This window comes from Marinobacter sp. 1-3A, from assembly GCF_016597775.1.
Classification (GTDB): domain Bacteria; phylum Pseudomonadota; class Gammaproteobacteria; order Pseudomonadales; family Oleiphilaceae; genus Marinobacter; species Marinobacter xiaoshiensis.
Genome location: NZ_VCGZ01000007.1, coordinates 149348 through 169401 on the forward strand (window position 1 = coordinate 149348; position 20054 = coordinate 169401).

General features: G+C 55.0%; 21 protein-coding genes. 7 read left to right on the forward strand and 14 right to left on the reverse strand.

Annotated features, from left to right (window positions below; genetic code table 11):
- Positions 1-140 precede the first annotated feature (140 nt).
- From FE848_RS12615 to FE848_RS12640, 6 genes are all read right to left on the reverse strand, one after another.
- The gene (locus FE848_RS12615) at positions 141-488 is read right to left on the reverse strand and encodes a hypothetical protein (protein WP_200203494.1); all 348 of its coding nucleotides are present in this window, start codon (positions 486-488) and stop codon (positions 141-143) included.
- Between the two features lie 107 nt (positions 489-595).
- On the reverse strand, positions 596-754 hold the full coding sequence (locus FE848_RS12620) for a hypothetical protein (protein ID WP_182173120.1): 159 nt from the start codon (positions 752-754) through the stop codon (positions 596-598).
- 48 nt (positions 755-802) lie between these two features.
- Positions 803-1435 carry a recombinase family protein gene (locus FE848_RS12625; protein ID WP_200203496.1) on the reverse strand — a complete coding sequence of 211 codons (633 nt, stop codon included), beginning with the start codon at positions 1433-1435 and terminating at the stop codon, positions 803-805.
- A gap of 120 nt (positions 1436-1555) precedes the next feature.
- Entirely contained in the window at positions 1556-1945 is a 390-nt protein-coding gene (locus FE848_RS12630; RefSeq protein ID WP_200203498.1) for a hypothetical protein, read from the reverse strand.
- Between the two features lie 36 nt (positions 1946-1981).
- Positions 1982-2404 (reverse strand): hypothetical protein, encoded by a 423-nt coding sequence (locus FE848_RS12635; RefSeq protein ID WP_200203500.1) that lies wholly within the window; start codon positions 2402-2404, stop codon positions 1982-1984.
- Entirely contained in the window at positions 2401-3246 is an 846-nt protein-coding gene (locus FE848_RS12640) for a hypothetical protein (RefSeq protein ID WP_200203502.1), read from the reverse strand. Before FE848_RS12640 ends, FE848_RS12635 begins: the two co-directional genes overlap by 4 nt.
- Positions 3247-3433: 187 nt before the next feature.
- On the opposite strand from FE848_RS12640, the gene FE848_RS12645 reads away from it, so the two are divergent.
- Positions 3434-3655 carry a hypothetical protein gene (locus tag FE848_RS12645; RefSeq protein WP_182173134.1) on the forward strand — a complete coding sequence of 74 codons (222 nt, stop codon included), beginning with the start codon at positions 3434-3436 and terminating at the stop codon, positions 3653-3655.
- A 231-nt stretch (positions 3656-3886) separates the two neighbouring features.
- Here FE848_RS12645 and FE848_RS12650 read toward each other — a convergent pair whose 3' ends face one another.
- The gene (locus FE848_RS12650) at positions 3887-4471 is read right to left on the reverse strand and encodes a TetR/AcrR family transcriptional regulator (protein ID WP_200203504.1); all 585 of its coding nucleotides are present in this window, start codon (positions 4469-4471) and stop codon (positions 3887-3889) included.
- Positions 4472-4622: 151 nt separating this feature from the next.
- Here FE848_RS12650 and FE848_RS12655 point away from each other — a divergent pair, with 151 nt between their 5' ends.
- Both FE848_RS12655 and FE848_RS12660 read left to right on the forward strand, forming a co-directional pair.
- On the forward strand, positions 4623-5843 hold the full coding sequence (locus FE848_RS12655; protein ID WP_200203506.1) for an oxygenase MpaB family protein: 1221 nt from the start codon (positions 4623-4625) through the stop codon (positions 5841-5843).
- A gap of 264 nt (positions 5844-6107) precedes the next feature.
- Complete coding sequence (locus tag FE848_RS12660) at positions 6108-6722, forward strand: TetR/AcrR family transcriptional regulator (RefSeq protein WP_200203508.1); 615 nt, start codon at positions 6108-6110, stop codon at positions 6720-6722.
- An 11-nt stretch (positions 6723-6733) separates the two neighbouring features.
- Here FE848_RS12660 and FE848_RS12665 read toward each other — a convergent pair whose 3' ends face one another.
- Genes FE848_RS12665 through FE848_RS12685 form a run of 5 tightly spaced genes read right to left on the reverse strand, consistent with a single transcriptional unit; the run spans position 6734 to position 13790 of the window.
- Complete coding sequence (locus FE848_RS12665) at positions 6734-8155, reverse strand: coniferyl aldehyde dehydrogenase (protein ID WP_200203510.1); 1422 nt, start codon at positions 8153-8155, stop codon at positions 6734-6736.
- 1 nt (position 8156) lies between these two features.
- Positions 8157-9119, reverse strand: a complete 963-nt coding sequence (locus FE848_RS12670; RefSeq protein ID WP_200203512.1) for an alpha/beta hydrolase — start codon at positions 9117-9119, stop codon at positions 8157-8159.
- A 2-nt stretch (positions 9120-9121) separates the two neighbouring features.
- Positions 9122-10657, reverse strand: a complete 1536-nt coding sequence (locus FE848_RS12675; RefSeq protein WP_200203515.1) for an AMP-binding protein — start codon at positions 10655-10657, stop codon at positions 9122-9124.
- A gap of 33 nt (positions 10658-10690) precedes the next feature.
- Positions 10691-12301, reverse strand: coding sequence for a GMC family oxidoreductase (locus FE848_RS12680; protein ID WP_200203517.1), 1611 nt, complete (start codon positions 12299-12301; stop codon positions 10691-10693).
- Complete coding sequence (locus FE848_RS12685) at positions 12291-13790, reverse strand: flavin-containing monooxygenase (RefSeq protein WP_227715323.1); 1500 nt, start codon at positions 13788-13790, stop codon at positions 12291-12293. The genes FE848_RS12680 and FE848_RS12685 overlap by 11 nt, the downstream gene beginning before the upstream one ends.
- Positions 13791-14143: 353 nt before the next feature.
- On the opposite strand from FE848_RS12685, the gene FE848_RS12690 reads away from it, so the two are divergent.
- The gene (locus tag FE848_RS12690) at positions 14144-14917 is read left to right on the forward strand and encodes an enoyl-CoA hydratase/isomerase family protein (protein ID WP_200203519.1); all 774 of its coding nucleotides are present in this window, start codon (positions 14144-14146) and stop codon (positions 14915-14917) included.
- Between the two features lie 6 nt (positions 14918-14923).
- Here FE848_RS12690 and FE848_RS12695 read toward each other — a convergent pair whose 3' ends face one another.
- Positions 14924-15739, reverse strand: coding sequence for an RluA family pseudouridine synthase (locus FE848_RS12695; RefSeq protein WP_200203521.1), 816 nt, complete (start codon positions 15737-15739; stop codon positions 14924-14926).
- Complete coding sequence (locus FE848_RS12700) at positions 15739-16626, reverse strand: universal stress protein (RefSeq protein ID WP_200203523.1); 888 nt, start codon at positions 16624-16626, stop codon at positions 15739-15741. The genes FE848_RS12695 and FE848_RS12700 overlap by 1 nt, the downstream gene beginning before the upstream one ends.
- Before the next feature lie 178 nt (positions 16627-16804).
- Between FE848_RS12700 and gmk the strand changes: the two genes are divergently transcribed.
- From gmk to FE848_RS12715, 3 genes are all read left to right on the forward strand, one after another.
- Complete coding sequence (gene gmk, locus FE848_RS12705; RefSeq protein ID WP_200203526.1) at positions 16805-17449, forward strand: guanylate kinase; 645 nt, start codon at positions 16805-16807, stop codon at positions 17447-17449.
- Positions 17450-17538: 89 nt separating this feature from the next.
- Positions 17539-17751 (forward strand): DNA-directed RNA polymerase subunit omega, encoded by a 213-nt coding sequence (gene rpoZ / locus FE848_RS12710; protein WP_200203528.1) that lies wholly within the window; start codon positions 17539-17541, stop codon positions 17749-17751.
- 147 nt (positions 17752-17898) lie between these two features.
- Positions 17899-20040 (forward strand): RelA/SpoT family protein, encoded by a 2142-nt coding sequence (locus FE848_RS12715; protein ID WP_320159517.1) that lies wholly within the window; start codon positions 17899-17901, stop codon positions 20038-20040.
- Positions 20041-20054 lie beyond the last annotated feature (14 nt).

Sequence of the window (20054 nt, forward strand, 5' to 3'; positions counted from 1 at the left end):
GTGAAAGGAGGGATTATGGCGAAGACGCTGGAAGAAGTTCTCGAGGAGGAAAAGCCGGAAGTGGTCCTACGCGCCTTTCGGCGGGCGAATGAGATACTGAGGGAGCTGGAGCACGGCACCGCGCAACAGGCAGAGGGTTGTCAGGCTTCCGATTCCCGCTCCCACCAAGACTGAAACAACGCGTCACCATCTGGCAAATAGGTATGAACCTCCCGGCCATTCCAATCCAGCGCCAGAACCCGCAACGCAGCCTGTTGCAGTTCGGTATCCAATGCCCTCAGTCGGTCCAGCTCGAACGGCCAGCGACTGGCGTTATACAGGCCAAGCAGGAAACGGCGGATATGGCGACCTTGGCCGCCACCGCTGTGAGCCGCGTCTACCAATACCCGGAGGGCCGGAAGCCCCAACTGCTCTCTTTGCTGCCTGAGTTTTTCCTGCTCTTCCAAGGAGGCGAGAAAGCAGTCGGGGAGCACCATTTGTCTGTCCATCGTGGGCATTACCTCGTTGTGAGTTCGTGGTTATGCTGCCACGGGGCCACAGGAAGGCACGGGTCTCTAATTGCCCAATTTGGGCAAGAACGCCGGTTTGCCCCAATTTATTTCGGACCGCCATTGTGGCGAGCTGCTCTTTTCCGGAACTTGCGCTCTAAGAACACTTCCAGGCGGTCAGCGTTGCGGTAGGCCATGACGCAGATAAAAAGCACAACTGCGACAAAGCTCAGGAATGCAATCAGGGTGGCGGATAAGTTCAGCATGTTCAGATCTCCAATGGTTGTTTGTCCTACCAGGGCATTTTGTTGTTTTCAGGCCGCAGCGTCGGCCTGTCTTTGTTCTTTGGCGACAGACGCAATCAAGTGCCGCGAGCAACTTAATATTTCCTGGATCTCGCTGTGGCTGTGGCCGCTGCGCAGAAGGCTGGCGATGTGCTGCCTGCGCTTCAGATCTGGCTGCCGCCCTTGATACTTACCCTCCGTTTTGGCTTTGTTGATGCCTTGGAACTGGCGGCGACGGCGATCTTCGTAGTCTTTTCGGGCCACCGCAGCCAGCATGTCGAGCATCATGGCGTTGACTGCCTGAAGAATAGAGTCCGTAAAGCCGGTGTTGTCTGTCTTCTCCAGGGCGAGCCAACTAGTCGGCAATTCCGGCGAGACAATGGCCAATCGTTTGGCGGCCAGCTTTTGCTTGAGGGAGTCCCAGTCACTCTGTTTGAGGCGAGCCAGCCGATCAATTTGTTCGACCAGCACAATGTCACCCTCACCGGAATCTGTGATCAGCTTCATCAGCTCGGGTCGGTGCAAAGTAGCGCCGGACACGTTCTCCACGTAGAAAGCGGCAATGCGCTGACCGTGGTTGGCTGTGAACTGTACCAGTGACTCCCGGGCTCGCTCCGCATTCTGTTCCTGCGTGGATGCCCGAAGGTAGGCTCGAATAAACATCGTCGGTTCCTCAGTCTGTTATAAGTGGTTCTCTCTGGCCGGTCTGGTTTAGGTGGTTCTGGCGGCCGTTACCGGGTTCGAACCTCTGGTTCTCCTGATCTGTACCGAAAAGGAACCACCTCAAAAGCCGTAAAGCTCCCCGAACGGGTCCTTCTCCGGATAAATCGGAATGATTATGTCGTCATCAATGAACTTCTCAGTACCATTTTGATTTCCGTTGCCGAAAGTATTCCTACTGCTTGGACCTTTATCTTCCCCGTTACTAGTTCGAGCAAACGACGCCATCTTTTTCTCGTACTCAGGTAGGGCAATGGCCCCATCTGGTCCCATAGCGAAAACAGCTTTAAAAGCATCAACTCCTGCCAGGATAAAGCGGATGAAAAGTGCCATCACCCAGAGCGCGAGCAATAGATACCAGCCGTAAAGCCGTGCACCCGCGCCCATAAAGGCAATTTCTACAATGCCTACAACGAGAAGCCCAACCGACACGATTCTTGTCATTTTCATCATGACCATAGTCCCCAATAGTTGTTTACTTCGATACTATCAATACCTGAGAAAATGCAAGGTCTGCTCAGCCAGCCACGTTAGTTTCACATTGCTGTAGGTATCGTTTGTCATCGCCATCAGGTCTTCCGGATCAAAATGTGGGGCCAGCAACGCCGTGCCCTGGTATCGCACCCTTGGATAATCGGATGGCTGGAATACACCGTGAGGAAAGTCGTCTTCATCGCCCAGCCACTGCCTGAGCCGCAAATCGATACACCAGCCTTGTTCGAGTTCAATCCAGCAGTGGGGAAAAGTGATCATGCCGCTCAGGCGGTCCTCGGCGTATCCGATCCGGCATTGATGGAAAGTGCCATGCTCGTCCAGAATCTTACTGATCACATACGTCATGTAGTCGCTATCGACTCTGGCTTCCTCAAGCTGCAACAGTGCAAATTCAAGCTCATCGTGCCAGTCGCTCATGACTGTGGCTCCTTGAACAACAGTTGGTTGCCCTGTTCGTACAACACCGGGTAGGGGACGGGTTCCCCATCCTGAATCACCGTGTTCGGTGGAAAGTACATCACCATCCAGGAGGGCATGGCGGCGCTGACAGCGCCATAGAATTCACCTGATGGAAAGGCGGGCTCTTGCCCCGACTGCCGGAATATCAGGCGTGAGTACTCCTTCGGATGGTTGGCAGTAATGTTGTGACTGGCTGCTTCGCCACCGATGACGTAGTCGGGCGTCTTCCAGTGATTCGGCTGCTGGATGTTGTAGGCGATGATGCAGTTATCGTCGCTGCAGCCATATCGCTCCGCTTTTACTGACCACAGCATGAGCGGATGCCCTTCAATCTCTGGCGTCTTCACGTCTGTAAGTTTCGTCGCCGTAATTGCCAACGATTCGGCGGCCTGAGTGATGGCTTCATCCACGATGGCGACATAACGGTCGTAGGCTGCATCCTCGTTCGCCGCCAATGACTCCGGCATCCAGCCCATCAGGCTGGGTCGTGCCGATGGCTTATCCGGGGACATCATGATGTCGGTGGCGTTGAATAGCAGTGTCTGGGTGCCGCTAAGGTGACGAAGCGGCGCATCTAATGAGGTGGCCAGACTGGCCAGATTAAGAGCACTCATCAATAGGCCCTTGCGATAAGAGCGTGTGCCGTCTGGTGAGTCCCGTAAGTCTTGATCGTAGATACCCCCAGCACGGGCCAGGTTGAGTGCGCGGGATGATTCGTCGTCATAGTGTCGAGGCGTAGCAGCGCAACCTGCGAGCGCGGCTGTAATTACAACAAAACTAATGGTCTTCAACTTGATCATTTTGAACTCCTGCGTTTTCTAGAATACTCGCACGAAGTTTCAAATATGCAAGAGGAAAATCTAAAAATAACTAATATAATCAATAGGTTGTACTGTCGGTACAAACTTGCCCTCTATCAGCGTGTCTACACCCGTATAGCCAACTGGTAGACTTATCAGCAGAATTTTTCTGGCGCGAGGCGCGGGCATGAGTACCTACACCATTACTTTCCAAAGCAGGGAGACGCTGCCTGATCGGCTTGAAGCGATTGCCAGAGAGTTGGACCTGACACCGGAACAGCTCATCAAACGATTCATCAGCGCTGGTATGGCAAAACTGGAAAGTAATATTGGGCCGAGTGTTCCTGGAGAGACGCTGGAGGACTTCCTAGTCAAGAATGGCGTCTGGAAACCGGAAAACAGTCAGTGATTCCCAGTTTCCCATCTATCCCAGTTTATAATCAGTGGCGGTAATGTGAGGTCTACTCAGACCTAAAGGTTTTGTCTCTGGGTAGTGAAGTGGGTAGTAACTGCTGCTGATCTACCGAAAATGATTTTTAACTACTTGTTTTTATTAAATAAGTAATTTGCATTCTTTGAGCAGGTGCAGAATATAGAGTGATGTCCACCCGGGGGGGGCGGCTTTGCGGAGCTTCCCCCTTTATTGCTGTCCTGTCGCTACACGGTGAATCAATTCCTCCGCCGTGGGCGCAAGCGCCATCAGTGAGCCATTATCTTTTTCAGTGAGCTCATAGAGAATAAGCTCGTTTATTCCCGCCACCAGCGCCATGCTCATTAGCAGGCTCAGCGATTGCAGCGTGCTGTCGTGGGCACGTTGCTGCTCAACTTGTTTCTGCAGGAACACGGCGAATTGCTCTGCTACCTTGCGCCGCATTTGAACCCCTGACTCCCCCAGTGCCGCGAGATCTATATAAAGAGCCCGCATCAAATGGGGCTTGGACTCTATAAAAAACAGGTAGGCCTGAGTGATATCCCTTACCAGTACGGACCAGACTTTTGTGGTCGAGCTGGCCTCGAGAACCGCCACCATCATGCCCTTGCTTGTGTGATCGGCTAGTGCAAGCAGGCAATCGTCTTTGTTCTGGAAGTGTTCATAGAACGTGCGTCGTGATACCCGGGCAGCGGCGGCGATATCTGCCAGAGTAATCTCTCGATAACGTTTTTTTTCAAGGGCTTGCGCAAGGCCATCAAGTAGCCGGATACGGTAACTGGTTTCAGCCTTCATTATATTTTGTCCAGCTCAGGAGCTTCGCCGCTTCGGGGTATTTTGCGAAGTAAGATTAATTTTGGTACTTGATAGTACCAAAACACATTGAGGGCTGGTAGTCTGGTACTGGGGCGTACCAAAAACAATTGATAACAGGGGAAGCTGAGTTATGGATCTTCAAAAAGTGCCATCACGGCACGGCACGGACAGAGCCGAAGCTGAGAGAATTGCCAAGCCGCTGCTTTGGTTGATCCATGATCGCAAGGCTGCGGTCCCCGATGAGCAACAATGGCAGCGCATGGGGGAGGCCCTGATGGTTGGCGATCCGGTTGCAGATGATCTGGCAAAGTACGTTCGGGGCGAGGGCGGCGGTAAGGCTTTTGCTCAGTTCAAGAAAATCGTGGACTCGGGAGATTTCGATCAGAAGGGTCTGGCTCCGCAGTTGCGTGCATTCTTTGATGCGGTTAAACAGCCCCCCGAGTGGGTGGATTGGGATCGGCTGGAAAGAGGCGCTCGGGCCTCCTCTATTTCCGGACAAACGGGCATGCGTGTATTGCGCGATCTGGGGTTGATGGCGGGTTATCAGGCCCGGGGTATCAACCAGACGTTGATCATGACTGGCGCACTGGAGAAGGGCGTATCGCGTCGGGTTGCGGAGACTGCCAAATGGTGGCTGGACTGCTCGACTCCGGGGGGGATGAAGCCTGGCGCTGAAGGCTTCAAGACAACTTTACGGGTTCGCTTGATTCACGCCATGGTTCGTGAGCAACTTCTGGAAAATCCCGAGTGGGATACGTCCATGTGGGGGCTTCCGGTTAACCAGCTTGACATGCAAGCAACCTATCTGGCGTTTTCCGTATCCTTCCTCTTTGGTCAGAAACTGATGGGCACTCTTATCAGTCGCCAGGATGCAGAAGATGTCATGCATTTATGGCGTTACATCGGTTGGCTCATGGGAGTTTATGAATGGCTGCTGTGTAAGTCCGAGCAGGAAGGCAGAGTCGCCCTTTACCAGAATGTTATTAGCCAGGCTACGGGGGACGAGAACAGTCGCAAGCTTGGTCGCTCACTGATGGACGAGCCGCTTGGCAGACGTTACCCGAGCTTTGGCAAGCTCCGGGGCCACTGGGAGCGCCAGGTTCATTTGAGCATGACAAGGCTGTTTGTTGGTGGAAAAGGAATGGACGCACTCGGTTTGCCGAGAACGGCTATGCCTTGGTATCCGGCTGTGTTTGCGCCGTTGAACGCCGTATGGACAACCGGCCACAGACTGTTGCCAGGTGGCCGTGAGCGCCTGATTCGGAACGGCATTAAAGCACAGCGAACCCAGCTGCACACGCTGTTTGGAAGAGATGTACCAGAGATCACCAGCGGTGTTCAGTTTGGGTGATCGCTGTCTCAGGTAGCCTGTGTTCGCTATCACCGGGTTCGGCTGCCAGGCCGAACCCGGCGGTGGGTTCCCGCCAGCTCTTTGCGTTGCGCTGCGCCAGTTGGCGGCGCGGCGTCAAGTCGTTGAGAAAGCTTGCAGTAATCCTGCCAAATGCCTGATAATCACAGGTCAGTTCATCCCTTCGTACATCATTATCACGGTTGCCTTGCTGGTCTCCGAACGATCTGATCAGGAGGCAGAATTCACTTTCAAGGCTAATGTTCAATGACCGGCGTACAGCGACATATTCTCGATACTGCCCTCCGGCATTTTGCCGATACAGGTGAGCAGAGCATATCGGTCAGCGATTTGTCGCGAACAGCTAAAATCGCCCGTGGAACCATCTACAATAATTTTGATGATGTAACCAATCTGTTCCCCATGGTGACCGAGCAAGTCTGTAGCAGGTTTGAGGACGAGGCCCGAGAGTTAATAAGCACTGTTGATAAGCCAAGAGTTGCTTTGAGTGTGCTCCTTGGGCTCTTCCTGAGATACGCCCATGAGCTGCCAGAGCATGGGCGTTTTCTTATCCGGTTTGCGCCTTATATTGGGCGGCTCAGGGACATCTGGAGCAATCTGCCCTACGAGGTTTTGCGCCGAGCTGTCGAGGAAGGGCAGTTGCCGCTAGCGAAAGACCAGGCAGTTTACTATCTGCAATTGCTTGCTGGGTCCACATACGGGTTCATGACACTGGTCGTTGAGGGGCAAAAAAGCTGGAGAGAGTCGACTGAGGCGTTAAGCTTGATGGTATTGGCTGCGTGCGGAGTGCCCCAGCAGGATGCCAAGAATGATGCCCGTGAGGCGCTTGAGATTTTGACGGCCTCCTCAGAGGCCGTCTGACAGCAGTGAGATCACACGATCTTCCGCAGTACCTTTCCTACGAACTTGTTAAAACCACCGGCTGGCGGATTGAAGGCAAATGCGCCGTTAAGCTTGGGCTGTATCAGTACCGATTTGAGATGGCTCAGCTGATCAAATCCGGCTTTGCCGTGATAGGACCCCATCCCACTTTCACCAACACCGCCAAACGGCATGGTGTCTGCAACCACATGGAATGCGGTTTCGTTGACGCAGGCCCCGCCAGACAAAGTGCCATTGAGCCAGAAGTCCCGTTCTTGGCGGCCGTCTGAAAATACATACAGCGCGAGTGGCGACGGGCGAGAGTTTACGAAGTCCCGGGCTTCCTCGGGAGAGTCATAGGTGATCAACGGCAGCACTGGGCCGAAGATTTCCTCACGCATTATTCGGCTGTCTTTGGGCGGGTTCAGCACCAGCGTTGGGGTCATTTTGCCTTTCGCATGCTCAGTGTTTTTGGGTAAAAGCTCCCGCACTTCAGCACCAGCTGCTTTGGCATCAGCCACCAGATCGCGCAGGCGGTTAAGGTGATTGTCATTAACGATCCCGGTGTAGTCCGGGCTTTGCGGGCCCTCCGGAAAAAAGCTGTGCACCGCAGTTTCCATTGCCGTCGCAAAGGCTTTCAGTTGATTCCGTGGCAACAATACATAATCCGGAGCAACACAGATCTGCCCGGCATTGGCTACTTTCCCGAACGCAATTCTGCGTGCTGAATAGTCGAGGCTGGCGTGTTCACCAATGATAGCCGGAGATTTTCCGCCAAGCTCTAGCGTAACGGGTGTCAGATTTCGCGCAGCCGCCATTGCCACTTCCCGTCCTACCCGGGTAGAGCCGGTGAAAAACAGGTGATCAAATGGCAAGTTGGAAAATTCCTGAGATAGTTCAACGCCGCCGATGCACACCGAGACTTCAGTTGGATCAAACATGTCGGCGATCATTTTTGCCATTACTTCGGACGTTTTTGGCGTCAATTCCGATGGCTTCAGCATCACGCGATTGCCCGCTGCCAAGGCCGCAGCAATGGGGGCAACGGCCAGATAAACAGGGAAGTTCCAGGGCGATATAACGCCCACCACGCCTTTGGCCTGAGGGATGATGCGACCGCGTGCAGGTTTCAGTTGCAGCGGTACGCCGACTTTTCGCGGTTTCATCCAGCGTTTTACGGAGCGGCGATTGCGCCGAATGTCGCCGAGCGGAATAGTAATGTCAAAAATGCCTGAATCGGACTCCGAACGGTGGCGGAAGTCCGTGTTCATGGCCGCCACCAACTCCGGTTCATACTTGAACAGTGCCGTTTCAAGCCGGGACAGGCGCTCCCTGCGTAACTCAGCAGAAGGCATTGGGTCGGTTAAGTGCGCGGCACGAGCTGCCGAGAATATGGCCGATAAATAATCGGATTGGGGAGGGTTTGAAGTCATATCAGCGCTCCTCAGCGAGATGAAGCTGGAAAGTTTCGGGCCAGAATGAACGCCGCAGGAAGGCGGCCATTTGGTTGTTGGCGTAGCTGGCTTCGGGCGTCAGGTGCATACGGACTGGCCAGATATGACCCGCCCCGGCCTGGCGCAACACTTCTACCTGACCGCCTGCAGCTGAAAGCGCCTTGGCCATGCGTTCAGTGTCATCACGCAGGAGTTCGTCTTCGCCGGTGAGCAGCATGGTGGGTGGGGGCGGGCGGTCCCATTCTGCAAACAGGGGCGACACCGCTGGGTTATCAAGCGGCTGGCCGTCGGCATAGAGTTGTGCTGTTCGCCGCAGCCAGCTTTCCGGCACCATGGCTTCGCTGCGCTTGTTGGTGCGCACAGACTCTCCTGAAAGCGACAGGTCAAACCAGGGGGAGACGGCTACCATAGCGGCTGGATCGGGCAGCCCGGCGGCGCGAATACGGGCCAGCAGGGCAAATGCGAGCGCGCCCCCGGCGCTGTCCCCGGCAATGGCGATATCGGAAGGCTGGTAGCCTTCGGCAAGCAGCCCACGATAAACCGCTTCGGCATCGTCGGGGGCTGCTGGGAATGGGTGTTCCGGGGCGAGCCGATAGTCCGCCAGGAACGCACGGGCTCCACCGGCAGCGGCAACTGTGGCCGCCCAAGCACCGTGGGAGCCTACGCCACCTACGGTAAAGGCGCCACCATGAAGCCATAACAGCACTTTTTTGGAGTCAGGCGTGACTGCGGGGGTGCCAAGGTCACACCAGCGCCCCGGAACCCCACCCACTTCGCCTTTTTGCAAGCGAACATCCATGGGGCGGGGGTAGCACATCCAGGCGTGCAACCCCGCCACGCGGCGTAATAGCGGTTGTGAGCGAACGGCGCCAATCAGAGGCTTTTCGAACAGGTGTTGGAATAGTGTCCAGAACCGTTGCCGCTTTGAAATACCCTTCGCCATGATCAATCTCCGGTAAGTTGGGCGCGGAGCTCGTGCTTTAGCACCTTGTTCATGGGTGAGAGTGGCAGCTCCTTCACCAGCGACAGGCTTCGAGGGTGTTTGTAGCCGGCAATCCGGTCTTTCAGATAGCCGTTGACCTCTTCCAGTGTGGGTGTGTGGCTTTCTTTAGGGACGATAACGGCATGAACTCTTTCACCCCATTTCTCGTCCGGCAAACCGACCACGGCCACCATGGCAACACCGGGCAGTGTTGATATGGCGCTTTCAACCTCCGAGGAATAGACGTTTTCGCCACCGGTAATAATCATGTCTTTTAACCGGTCGCGTACATAGAGAACGCCCATGTCATCAAGCATGCCGAGATCGCCCGTTCGGTAGCCGCCATTACGCAGTGCGGCATCGGTTTCCGAGGGGCGGTTGCGGTATCCGGACATCACGGTCGGCCCATAAACCACGATTTCACCGACCTGGCCCTGGGGCAGGGCGGCACCATTATCATCCTCGATAAGGATCAGTACGCCCGGCGCTCCGGGTTGGCCTGCGCCGTCGATACGTTCAAGCTCGCCGCTGTGGAATTGGGGCCCCAGAAATATGGTTATCCCGGCTTCCGTCATGCCATAGGCCTGGGTATAGGTGACGCCAGGGAAGGTGCCTTTGAGGCCTGCCAGAAGCCCGGCGGAAATTGGCGAAGAGCCATACATCAACCGCTCCAGGCCGGCGAAGTTTTTGCAGCTGAACTCCGGGTCTGTAATCAGCATTTGCATCATGGTGGGTGCCAGGCCCAGCTCTTGTACGCCGTGGTCACGCACTGCGGAAGCGACCAGATCCGGTCTGAACAAGGGCATCAGCAGTTGGGTTGAGCTTTGGATCAGGCGGGTCAGTGTGGGCTGGATTCCGGCAACGTGGAAGAACGGGAAGCAGGAGCTGTAGGTCTTTCCAGTAGTAGGGAAACCGGCTACAGCCATGACCATGGCACCGGCGACCAGGCTGGCATGGGAATGAACCACTCCCTTGGATCGCCCGGTGGTGCCGCCGGTATAGAGAATAATAGCCGGGGTTGCAGGGTCGCGCTCAGGGTTCAGCTCAACAGGCTCGGCGCGCAAATCATTTACCGACTGCATACCCGCGGGCGTATCGCCCTGACCTATATGCACAAAGATCAAGTCCGGCCTGTTTTTGGCAAGTTCGGCCGCCAAGGGCAAGAAGGGGTCATCCAGGGCGACCACCGCTACATCTGCGTCATCCAGCGCAAAGGCAATTTCTGCCGCTGCCCATCTTAAATTCAGAGGGACTGGAACCAGGTTCGCCAAGGGTGCAGCCAGGATTATCTGCAGCGTTTCAATGCTGTTAAGTCCCAGCACGGCCACGCCCTTGCCGGGCTTTAGCTCAAGCCCGGTTAGCCCGCCGGCGATTTGCCGAAGGTAGCGTACAAAATCCGGGCTGGTTAGTGCTCGCCCGGACAGGTCACTGAAAGCTGCTCGCCCGCTATCGGTTTTTTCGGCGAAATGGTAAAGCTCATCTAACGTCTGGAAGGGCATTGTTATTTTCTCTAACCAGTGAGGAAGGCTGAATCAGTCGCGGAAGAATTCCGCTGCTGCCTTCTCTGCAATCATGATTGTCGGTGCGTTTGTGTTGCCGCTGATTAGCGTTGGCATCACAGAAGCGTCTATCACGCGAAGACCTTCAACGCCTCGTACCAGCAAAGATGTATCGACAACCGAATCCTGATCGCTGCCCATGCGGCAGGTTCCAATGGGGTGGTAAACGGTGTCGCAATGGTTTCGGATCATTTCCAGCAGATCCTCGTCGCTGTCAGTGGAGCGAGCGGTGAAAGTCCGCGTAATTCGGCTCGCGACCGGCTCAGACTCCATTATCTGCAAGGTGCGTCGAACCGCTTTTAAAAGTAGCTGTGCATCTCGCTCGTCGCCCAGGAAGTCGGGATCGATTAGCGGTGCTGCCATCGGGTCAGAGGAGGCGAGAGCAACATGGCCTCGGCTTTCAGGCCGAAGAATGCAAGCATGGCAAGAGATTCCATAGCCAGGTTTGATCTTCCGGCCGTGATCCTCAACTCGCGCGATAACAAAGTGCAGCTGAACGTTGGGCCAGTCATCATGAACTCCATCTACTGAGAAAAATGCACCACCTTCTGTGAAATTGGTGGACAGCAAGCCTTTACCGCTGGAAAACCACTCTCGCATCCCACCCAGTAAGCGGAAGGTGCCTGATACACCGACACCAAACACATCGGTGGTGTTAACCCCGTAGGACAAAACCACATCGGGATGGTCTTGAAGGTTCTGACCTACCGCTGGCAGATCATGAATTACGGGGATTCCGTGCTGCTGTAGATGTGCCGCAGGGCCGATACCGGACAGCATCAATAGCTGAGGCGACTGAAATGCACCCGCAGACAGAATCACTTCGTTGGCTGCTACGATGGTCAGCGTTTTACCGCCTTGGCGATATTCAACACCAGTGGCCTTGTTCCCGGAGAACAAAACGCGGGTAGCATGCGCACCGGTAATCACCTTCAGGTTGGGGCGGGTGTCCATCACAGGGTGGAGATAGGCCGCCGCCGCAGAGCATCGTTGCCCCCTGCGACTGTCGTGGAACTGGGTTACCTGGTAATAACCGATTCCAGCCTGGGTTTCGCCATTAAAGTCGTCTGTAAGCGGCAGTTGGCACGCCTGGCCCGCGGCGATCCAGTCCTTGGTGATGGCGCGAGGGCTGGAAGGATCGGCAACATGCAATGGCCCTGCAGCGCCATGGAGTTCGTTGCCTCCCCGTTCATTGCTCTCGGACTTGCGGAAGTATGGCAGTACCCCTTTCCAATCCCAGCCTTCGGCGCCAAGTTCGGCCCAGCGATCATAGTCGCGGGGATTGCCGCGGGTGTATACCATGGCATTGATGGCCGAGGAGCCACCCAGCGTGCGCCCACGGGGTTGGTAGCCACGGCGGCCGTTCAGCCCTCGTTGCGGCACGGTGGTGAATGCCCAGTTGTTCATCTTTACCGGCTTGCCTGGCATCATCGCCACGGTCAGCGCTGGCATGCGAACCAGCAGGCTCTTGCCGTCGCCGCCGGCTTCCAGCAGGCATACCCGCTTTTTCGGGTCCTCGCTCAATCGTGCCGCGAGCACAGAGCCGGCCGAGCCTCCGCCAACAATCACATAGTCAAACTGCATGGAGAACCTCCTGCCGGCAAGGCTTGACGCATGCCATGGTCAGCTCGCGCCGGTCGATCTCGGCCATGGAGGCAATAAACTCTTTCCAGGTGTAGGGGAACACGACAGGCACACCGGCCGCATCCAGATACCAGCTCTGGCAGCCACTCGTCCAGACAGACTCGCCAAGCCCTGCCTTTATATACTCAACGAAGGCCGATACAGCTTCCGGGGTGGGTTCAATCTCGTCTGCATCGCCGTCGCGCCAGATATCCATCAGCCGCAACACGTAGTCCAGCTGTTCCTCCGCCATGCCAATCACCGAGTTGTTGCCGATGGGCGTGCCAGGGCCGAGCATCAGGAAGTAGTTGGGGAAGTGTTCCATGAGTACAGCGTGGTAGCTGGGGTAGGTGCCGTCTTTCCATGCATCGTCGATGGTATGACCAGAGCGTCCTACCAGGCTGCCCGGGCGCATATAGGCGAAGTTGTCGAATCCTGTTGCCAGCACGATAACGTCGAGGGGGACCAGCTCTCCTGTGACCAGGCGCACGCCATCCGCCTCAATACCTTTGATGCCGTCGGTAATCAGGTGGGCATTGTCTTTCTGTATCGCAGGGTAGAACGTGAAGTTGACCACCATGCGTTTACAACCAACGCCGTAATCCGGCGTGAGCTTCTCGCGTAGATCGCGTTTGCGAACACCCAGGCGAAGATAGGCTTTGCTGGACAGGTTCAGAAGCGTTCGCTGTACCGGCTCCCCTGTCGTTGCTTTTACGAAGAACTGCTCAATAAATGTCTTGTACAGTGACTTCCAGGGCTTCATCCGCTCGGGCTTTTCCTTCCAGCGGTTGCGCATCCATTCCGGGAAGCTCAGGTTTGGAAAGGGGAACACCCATTGCGGCGTTCTCTGGAATACAAAGGTTTCGTGCCCGGCCTTAACCAGCTCGGGTACCACTTGGTGGGAGGTAGAGCCTGTTCCAATCACGCCCACACGTTTGCCTTTCAGATCCACATCGTGTCGCCACTCGGCGGTGTGCCACATCTCGCCGTTGAAGCTGTTCAGCCCGGGAATGTCAGGGCGCTTGGGTTTGTGAAGAATACCCGTTGCTGCAATCACAAAATCTGCGGTGAAGACATCGCCCTTGTCGGTCTTCACCGTCCAGGTTGCTGTGGTCTCATTGTAAACGGTGGAAACGACAGTCGTTCCAAAGCGAATCATCGGGAGTAGGTTGTATTTTTTCGCAACGTGTTCCAGATACTCCTGAATTTCTCCGCCTTGTGCGCACTGGCTTGACCAGGGCCAGGGCTCGAATGAGTAGCAGTAATGAGGCGAGGGGATATCGCAGGCTACGCCGGGGTATGTATTCTCACGCCATGTGCCGCCAACCCGGTCTGCTTTTTCAATAATGATGACGTCGCTGATTCCTGCTTCTGGCAGTTTGATACCTGCAAGAATACCGGTGGCGCCTGCCCCGATTACCAGCACTGAAGGCTGCCTTTTGTTATTCATAATATCTCCCTCTAGCTGGCCGGCATCCGGCCCTTTGCACTCCGCTGCCATCGCGAACATTTTTCTGGAATGGCTTTTGGTGAACACCCATGATCAAAAATATTCACAGGCGGTTAACAGCTAATCATAAAAGTAGAGCATAGACAAACTTTTTGGACCGTGTTGACTTTTTTTGAACGTTAGTGTTCAATTTGGCCTAATGTGCAGGATAACGCGGCTCCTGATGGAAGGTTTCGCAGATGAATATTTGTGCTCAGAGGTGCAGTCTGGGTATACCGGAAATAGTAGTCGTGATTTTGGCGAAGGCCGGCGCGAAAACATAAGAAACGATTTAACAGAGAAGGAGCAATGAGATGAGTGATACGCCAGTTCTTTTGTCGCGCGATGGGCAAGTTGCGACGATTACACTCAACCGGCCACAACACTACAACGCTTTGAATGCGCCGATGCGCAAGGCTCTGACCTCGACCCTGGCTGAAGTGGAAGCAGACCCAACCATTCGGGTTTGCATTATTGGTGCAGCCGGTAAGGGATTTTCTGCAGGGCAGGATTTGCAGGATTTTGACTACAAGCAAATATCGGATCTGCTGCTGGATGAGTACGAGCCTCTGCTGAAAACCATTCATCACGGCAACAAGCTCTATATCGCTCGCGTTCATGGTCAGGCAGCTGGTATTGGCGCTGCGCTGGCTCTGACATGTGATCTGGTGATGATGGCAGAAGATGCCAGTGTATATCTCGCGTTTGCTGCGATTGCGCTTGTGCCCGATGGTGGGCTCACATGGCATCTGCTAAATGCAATGGGTCGCCACCGTGCACTGGCGGCCATCATCGAAGGAAAGCGGCTTGATGCGGATACGTGTTTAACTCATGGCCTGGCCAATAAAGCTGTGCCTGCTGAAAACCTTGAGCAAGAAGTGTTTGAATGGGCTAGCTCTCTGGCTGGTGCTGCACCACTCGCTGTCGCCGGAACCAAGCGCTTGCTGCGCGAAGTGGCTAGCTGTGACTGGCGTTCGGCGGTAGCGGTTGAGGCCGAAGAGCAGAATGTCACCACCAAGTCGAAGGACTTTATGCGCGGCGTTCAGGCATTTGTTGCTCGTCGTACCCCGGAGTTTGAAGGTAACTGAGTGGGCTCATTCGGCCAGGTTGGCGAGCTCTTTCGGTAGTTCCAGTGTTAACCGCTGACGGCTAAGGGGGCAGTCAAACTCCAGGCCGGCGGCGAGTAGTTGCAGGGGAACTTGCGCGGGTTTGCCATATAGACGGTCGCCAATAATCGGATGCCCAATGCCTTGTAAATGCTTGCGGATCTGGTGTTTGCGACCCGTCTCGATGATGACCCGCAGAAGGCTTGTTTCGGCGGTGTCATCGGTGCTTAGCGTAGACACATGGCTGATGGCGGCTTTGCCATCAATCGGTGTGTCGATCAGCTGGTCTTGCGTGTTGATAACGCCGGCCACTCTGGCCAGGTAGCGCTTGGTCATGGTGCGCCCGGAGAAGCACTGGGAGAGCGCGCCTGCAGCTTTCGAATCGTGGGCAATCAGCATTAGACCGGCAGCATCGCCATCCAGCCGGTGAATCAGGAAGCAAGGTCGCTTCAGTTCAATCTCAGCCCAGCGCAAGAGGCTGCAATGGTCTCCCCATTGTGAGCCTTGAGCTAACAACCCGTGGGGTTTGAACCAGACGCTGTAACGGCTTTTATCTTCGATCAGAATTGCCGCTTCCGGTTTGCGGTTCAGAACATTCTCATCGTAATAAAGCTGCAACTGAGTGCCGGCTTGCAGCTCTTTGGTTGCGCGCCTCAGCCGCACTTTCTTGCCTTTCAGAGTCCACCAGCAGGCGCCTTTGTTCATGGCGTCTTTTATGCGTTGGCGAGGAAGCCCGGAGGCTTCACTCAGGGCTTCGCTGGCTGTTTCGGGCTGCTTTACTGTAACGTCGAATTTTCTGCGCATTACTGGCCAGAGTCCCCAGGCTTGATCGCGAGCAGGTCGGTTCTCAGGTGAGTAAGCACCTTCTCTGCGGTGTTGCCAATCACGCGAGCCTTCAGGCCGGTTTTACCGCTGGTGCCAATGACCACCATATCGGCTTTCAACTTGCTGGCAACGCTGGGAATGACCTTGTGGGCCGGGCCAACGGCCAGATGAACCTGGTCCCGGCTCAGGTGCCAGGTGTTACACAGGTGCGTAATGGTCGGCTCCAGCGCTGCTCGGCGCCGCTGCTCATGCTCGGCTACATTGATGATCTCCAGGTCTGCCAGCACCTCGGAAATATGCAGGGCATGAACCAGATGAACCTCGGACCCAAAGGCCTTTGCCAGTGTGCGGGCCTGCTCAATGATTTTGGTGTTGAGGGCTTTTTTGACCGGCTTGGTGGAACTCAGGTCTACCGCGGCCAGAATCGGGTGGGCATGGTTCCATTTCTGTTCTGCAACCAGCATGACCGGTACCGGGCATTCTCGGATCAGGTGCCAGTCGGTGGGCGTATACCGCCAGGTTTCTGTGCGACTGCCAGTTTTGATCACGGCCTTGAAGCGGTTGGGATGGCAGTGCTCGATTATCCACTGATGTATGTTTTTCTCCCACACTGTGTGGGTGGTGACTTGCAGGTCAGTGCAATCGGAGAGAGCCAGCATCTGGTCCAGCCAGCGCTGACGAAGTTCAATCAGTGCATCCCGGGCACGTTGCTGCACAGTAGGGTCAGAAGGCAATGCGCCCAGATGTTCATGGGTGAACGCCATGATTTCCAGATGGGCGCCTGTGGCGCGAGCCAGTTCGATTCCCCGGGCCAGAGCTTTCTGGTGCTTGTGGGCCGGGTCCATGACAATCAGAAGTTTATCCATGCTGCCTTCCGTCGTTTGCTGAACTTGAGAGTGGTACGTTGTCGTTTAGCTGCTATATCTTTGATATTACCAGTTGTGGCGGCATCCGGGATGCGGTGTTTGGTCAAAGGTCGTATAATTATTTGCTTTGCGGGCCTCCAGCAGTGGCGGCCAGATCCAGTCCAGGAGTTGTCCAGTCATGAGCCAGGCCGGTGAAACGGGTACGTTGTTTGTTATTTCTGCGCCATCGGGTGCTGGTAAAACCAGTCTTGTAGCAGAAATGCTGCACGCGGATCAAAAGCTGGGTGTGTCCGTATCCCATACGACGCGCCCCATGCGTGAAGGCGAGAAGGACGGCATTAACTACCATTTTGTCGGCCGTTCCGAGTTTGAAACCATGATTGGCCAAGGCGATTTTCTGGAACACGCTGACGTATTCGGTAATTATTACGGCACGTCTCAGGTGTGGGTTAGAGAGATGCTGGCCATCGGGCGAGACGTGATTCTGGAGATCGACTGGCAGGGTGCGTCTCAGGTACGCCGGCTTATTCCCGAGTGCGTCAGTATTTTTATCGTGCCGCCTTCGGCTGAAGCCCTTCGGGATCGCCTTGTGGGCAGAGGAACCGACGCTCCAGATGTTGTGGCCCGGCGGTTGACTGAGGCCAGAGAAGAGTGTCGCCATGTAGGCGAGTTTGATTACATTGTTGTCAATGATGAGTTCAAGGAAGCGTTGGCGGATTTGTTGGCAATCGTGCGCAGCCAGCGCTTACAGGTGGGCACTCAGCAGTCACGGCATAAACAACTGCTCGCGGAACTCTGCGGAGAAAGCAGCAGCCCGGCCTGATAGGGACTTTTGCTGTATACAATTTGTGCCGTTGGCATTAAACTACGCGGTCTGCAAAATCAGTCATTTTTATTATTGTCGGGGATGTTATGGCACGAGTTACTGTTGAAGATTGTCTCGAACACGTTGATAACCGCTTCCAGTTGGTCATGCTGGCCACCAAGCGTTCCCGTCAGCTGGCTACCAAAGGTGCTGAGCCAATGGTTCCGGAAGAAAACGATAAGCCTACGGTTATCGCCCTGCGCGAAATTGCCGCAGGTTTGGTCAGCCGTGATCTGCTGAACGAAATTGAAGAAGATTAAGAATGCATTGAATTCTGCCTCCGCAGTTTTATAGTGTATCTATAGATCGTTGCTGGAAGGATAGAGAAAAGACCCGAATGCATGCATTCGGGTCTTTTTGTTTGTGCTCCTGGTAGGCGTTTGAAATTGGAGTATTACGGAGGCGCGGTGTCACTTGAGGCTACGGTAGAAGGTCTGGCGGTTGAGCTCAGTACCTATCTGGATACCAATCGCATTAACCAGGTGCGAAGGGCCTACTATTATGCCGAGCAGGCTCACGAGGGCCAGATGCGTAAAAGTGGTGATCGCTACATCACTCATCCCCTCGCCGTTGCTCACATACTTGCAGACCTTAAGCTGGACCATCAGAGCCTGATGGCGGCCATGCTCCACGATGTTATTGAAGATACCGGTATTCCCAAGGATGCCCTTGCCGAGCAATTTGGCGAGGATGTTGCTGAGTTGGTGGATGGTGTCAGTAAGCTGACCCAAATAGAATTCCGTTCCCGCGCAGAGGCCCAAGCAGAAAACTTTCAGAAAATGACCTTGGCCATGGCCAGGGATATCCGGGTGATTCTGGTAAAGCTGGCTGACCGCCTGCACAACATGCGCACCCTGGGCCCCATGCCCCACGAAAAACGTCAGCGCATTGCCACCGAAACCCTCGATATATACGCCCCCATCGCCAATCGCCTTGGTATGCATGCCATATCCACCGAGCTTGAAGACCTGGGCTTCGCTGCGCTGCATCCCATGCGCTCCCGCTATATCTCCAAGGCCGTAGCCAAAGCGCGCGGTAGCCATCGTGAGATTATTGAAGAAATACGAGGTCGGCTGCAGGAAAAGCTGGAAGAGCGTGGCTTGCCGGGCCGGATAATGGGGCGTGAAAAACACCTGAACAGCATCTACAACAAGATGAAACTCAAGCAGAAGTCGTTTTACGAGATTATGGACGTATACGCCTTCCGCATCATTACCGATACCGAAGATGACTGCTACCGAATTCTGGGAGCCGTTCACAGCCTCTACAAACCTATGCCGGGCCGTTTCAAAGACTACATTGCCATGCCCAAGGCCAATGGTTATCAGTCATTGCATACCACTCTCTTCGGCATGCATGTGAATATCGAAATCCAGATCCGCACTGAGGAAATGGAGCACATTGCCAACGACGGTATTGCCGCTCACTGGATGTACAAAAACGAGCCGACCAGCGTAACCAGCGTTAACCAGACGCGAGTGGATCGCTGGGTGAAAGGCCTGATGGAGATGCGTGAGCGTGCCGATGACTCTTTGGAGTTTATTGAGCACGTAAAGGTGGATCTCTTCCCGGATGAAATCTATGTGTTTACTCCAAGGGGTAAGATCATGGAGCTGCCCAGAGGGGCTACCCCGGTAGATTTTGCCTATGCCATCCATACCGACATCGGCAATGCCACGGTCGCTTGCCGCATCAACCGTAACTTGGGGTCTCTGAGTAAACCGTTACAAAGCGGTCAAACCGTAGAGGTGATCACCGCGCCCGGGGCACGTCCGAACCCAGCCTGGCTCAGTTTCGTTGTCACGGGTAAGGCGCGCAGCAGTATTCGTCACACCCTGAAAGGGCAAAAGCTGGCGGAATCCATGGAGCTGGGGCGGGTGCTGCTTAAAAAATCCCTCAACGGCTTTGGTAAGCGCTTGTCTGATATCGACGATGCGCAAAAGCAGGCTGTTGTTAACCACAATCAGGTCAACAGTTTTGATGAACTGATCAGCGATATTGGTCTTGGTAATCGAATGGCCTATCTGGTTGCGCGCCAGCTTGCGTTTGGTGCCGAAAGCGCAGAGCCCAGTGAGGAGGTCAAGGATATTCAGGGTGGCAGCGATGTACCGGTAACCATTCAGGGAACCGAAGGCATGCTGGTCCACTTTGCCGACTGCTGCAAGCCGATTCCCGGAGACCCCGTAGTTGGCGTGATGGGCTCAGGCAGCGGCATGGTTATTCACTCTGACACCTGTTCCCGACTGCCGGAAGACAACGAGGGGCGGTTCCGCCTGACCCATCTCACCTGGGCCAAGGACATCACCGATGAGTTTTCTGTAGAACTGAGGGTTGAGCTGGAGCGTCAGCACGGAGTGATCGCCGAGGTGGCTAACGCAGTGGCCATGGCAGATGGAAATATAGAGCGAATAAACGTAGACGAGCAGAATGCCCGCTTTAGCGTCGTCAGCCTTGTAGTAAAAGTGCACGGCCGAAAACATCTGGCTCGCGTAATGCGACGGGTTCGCAATATCAAAGCCGTTACCTCGATCAACCGGGTAAAATACTGACTGGTTGACAGCTC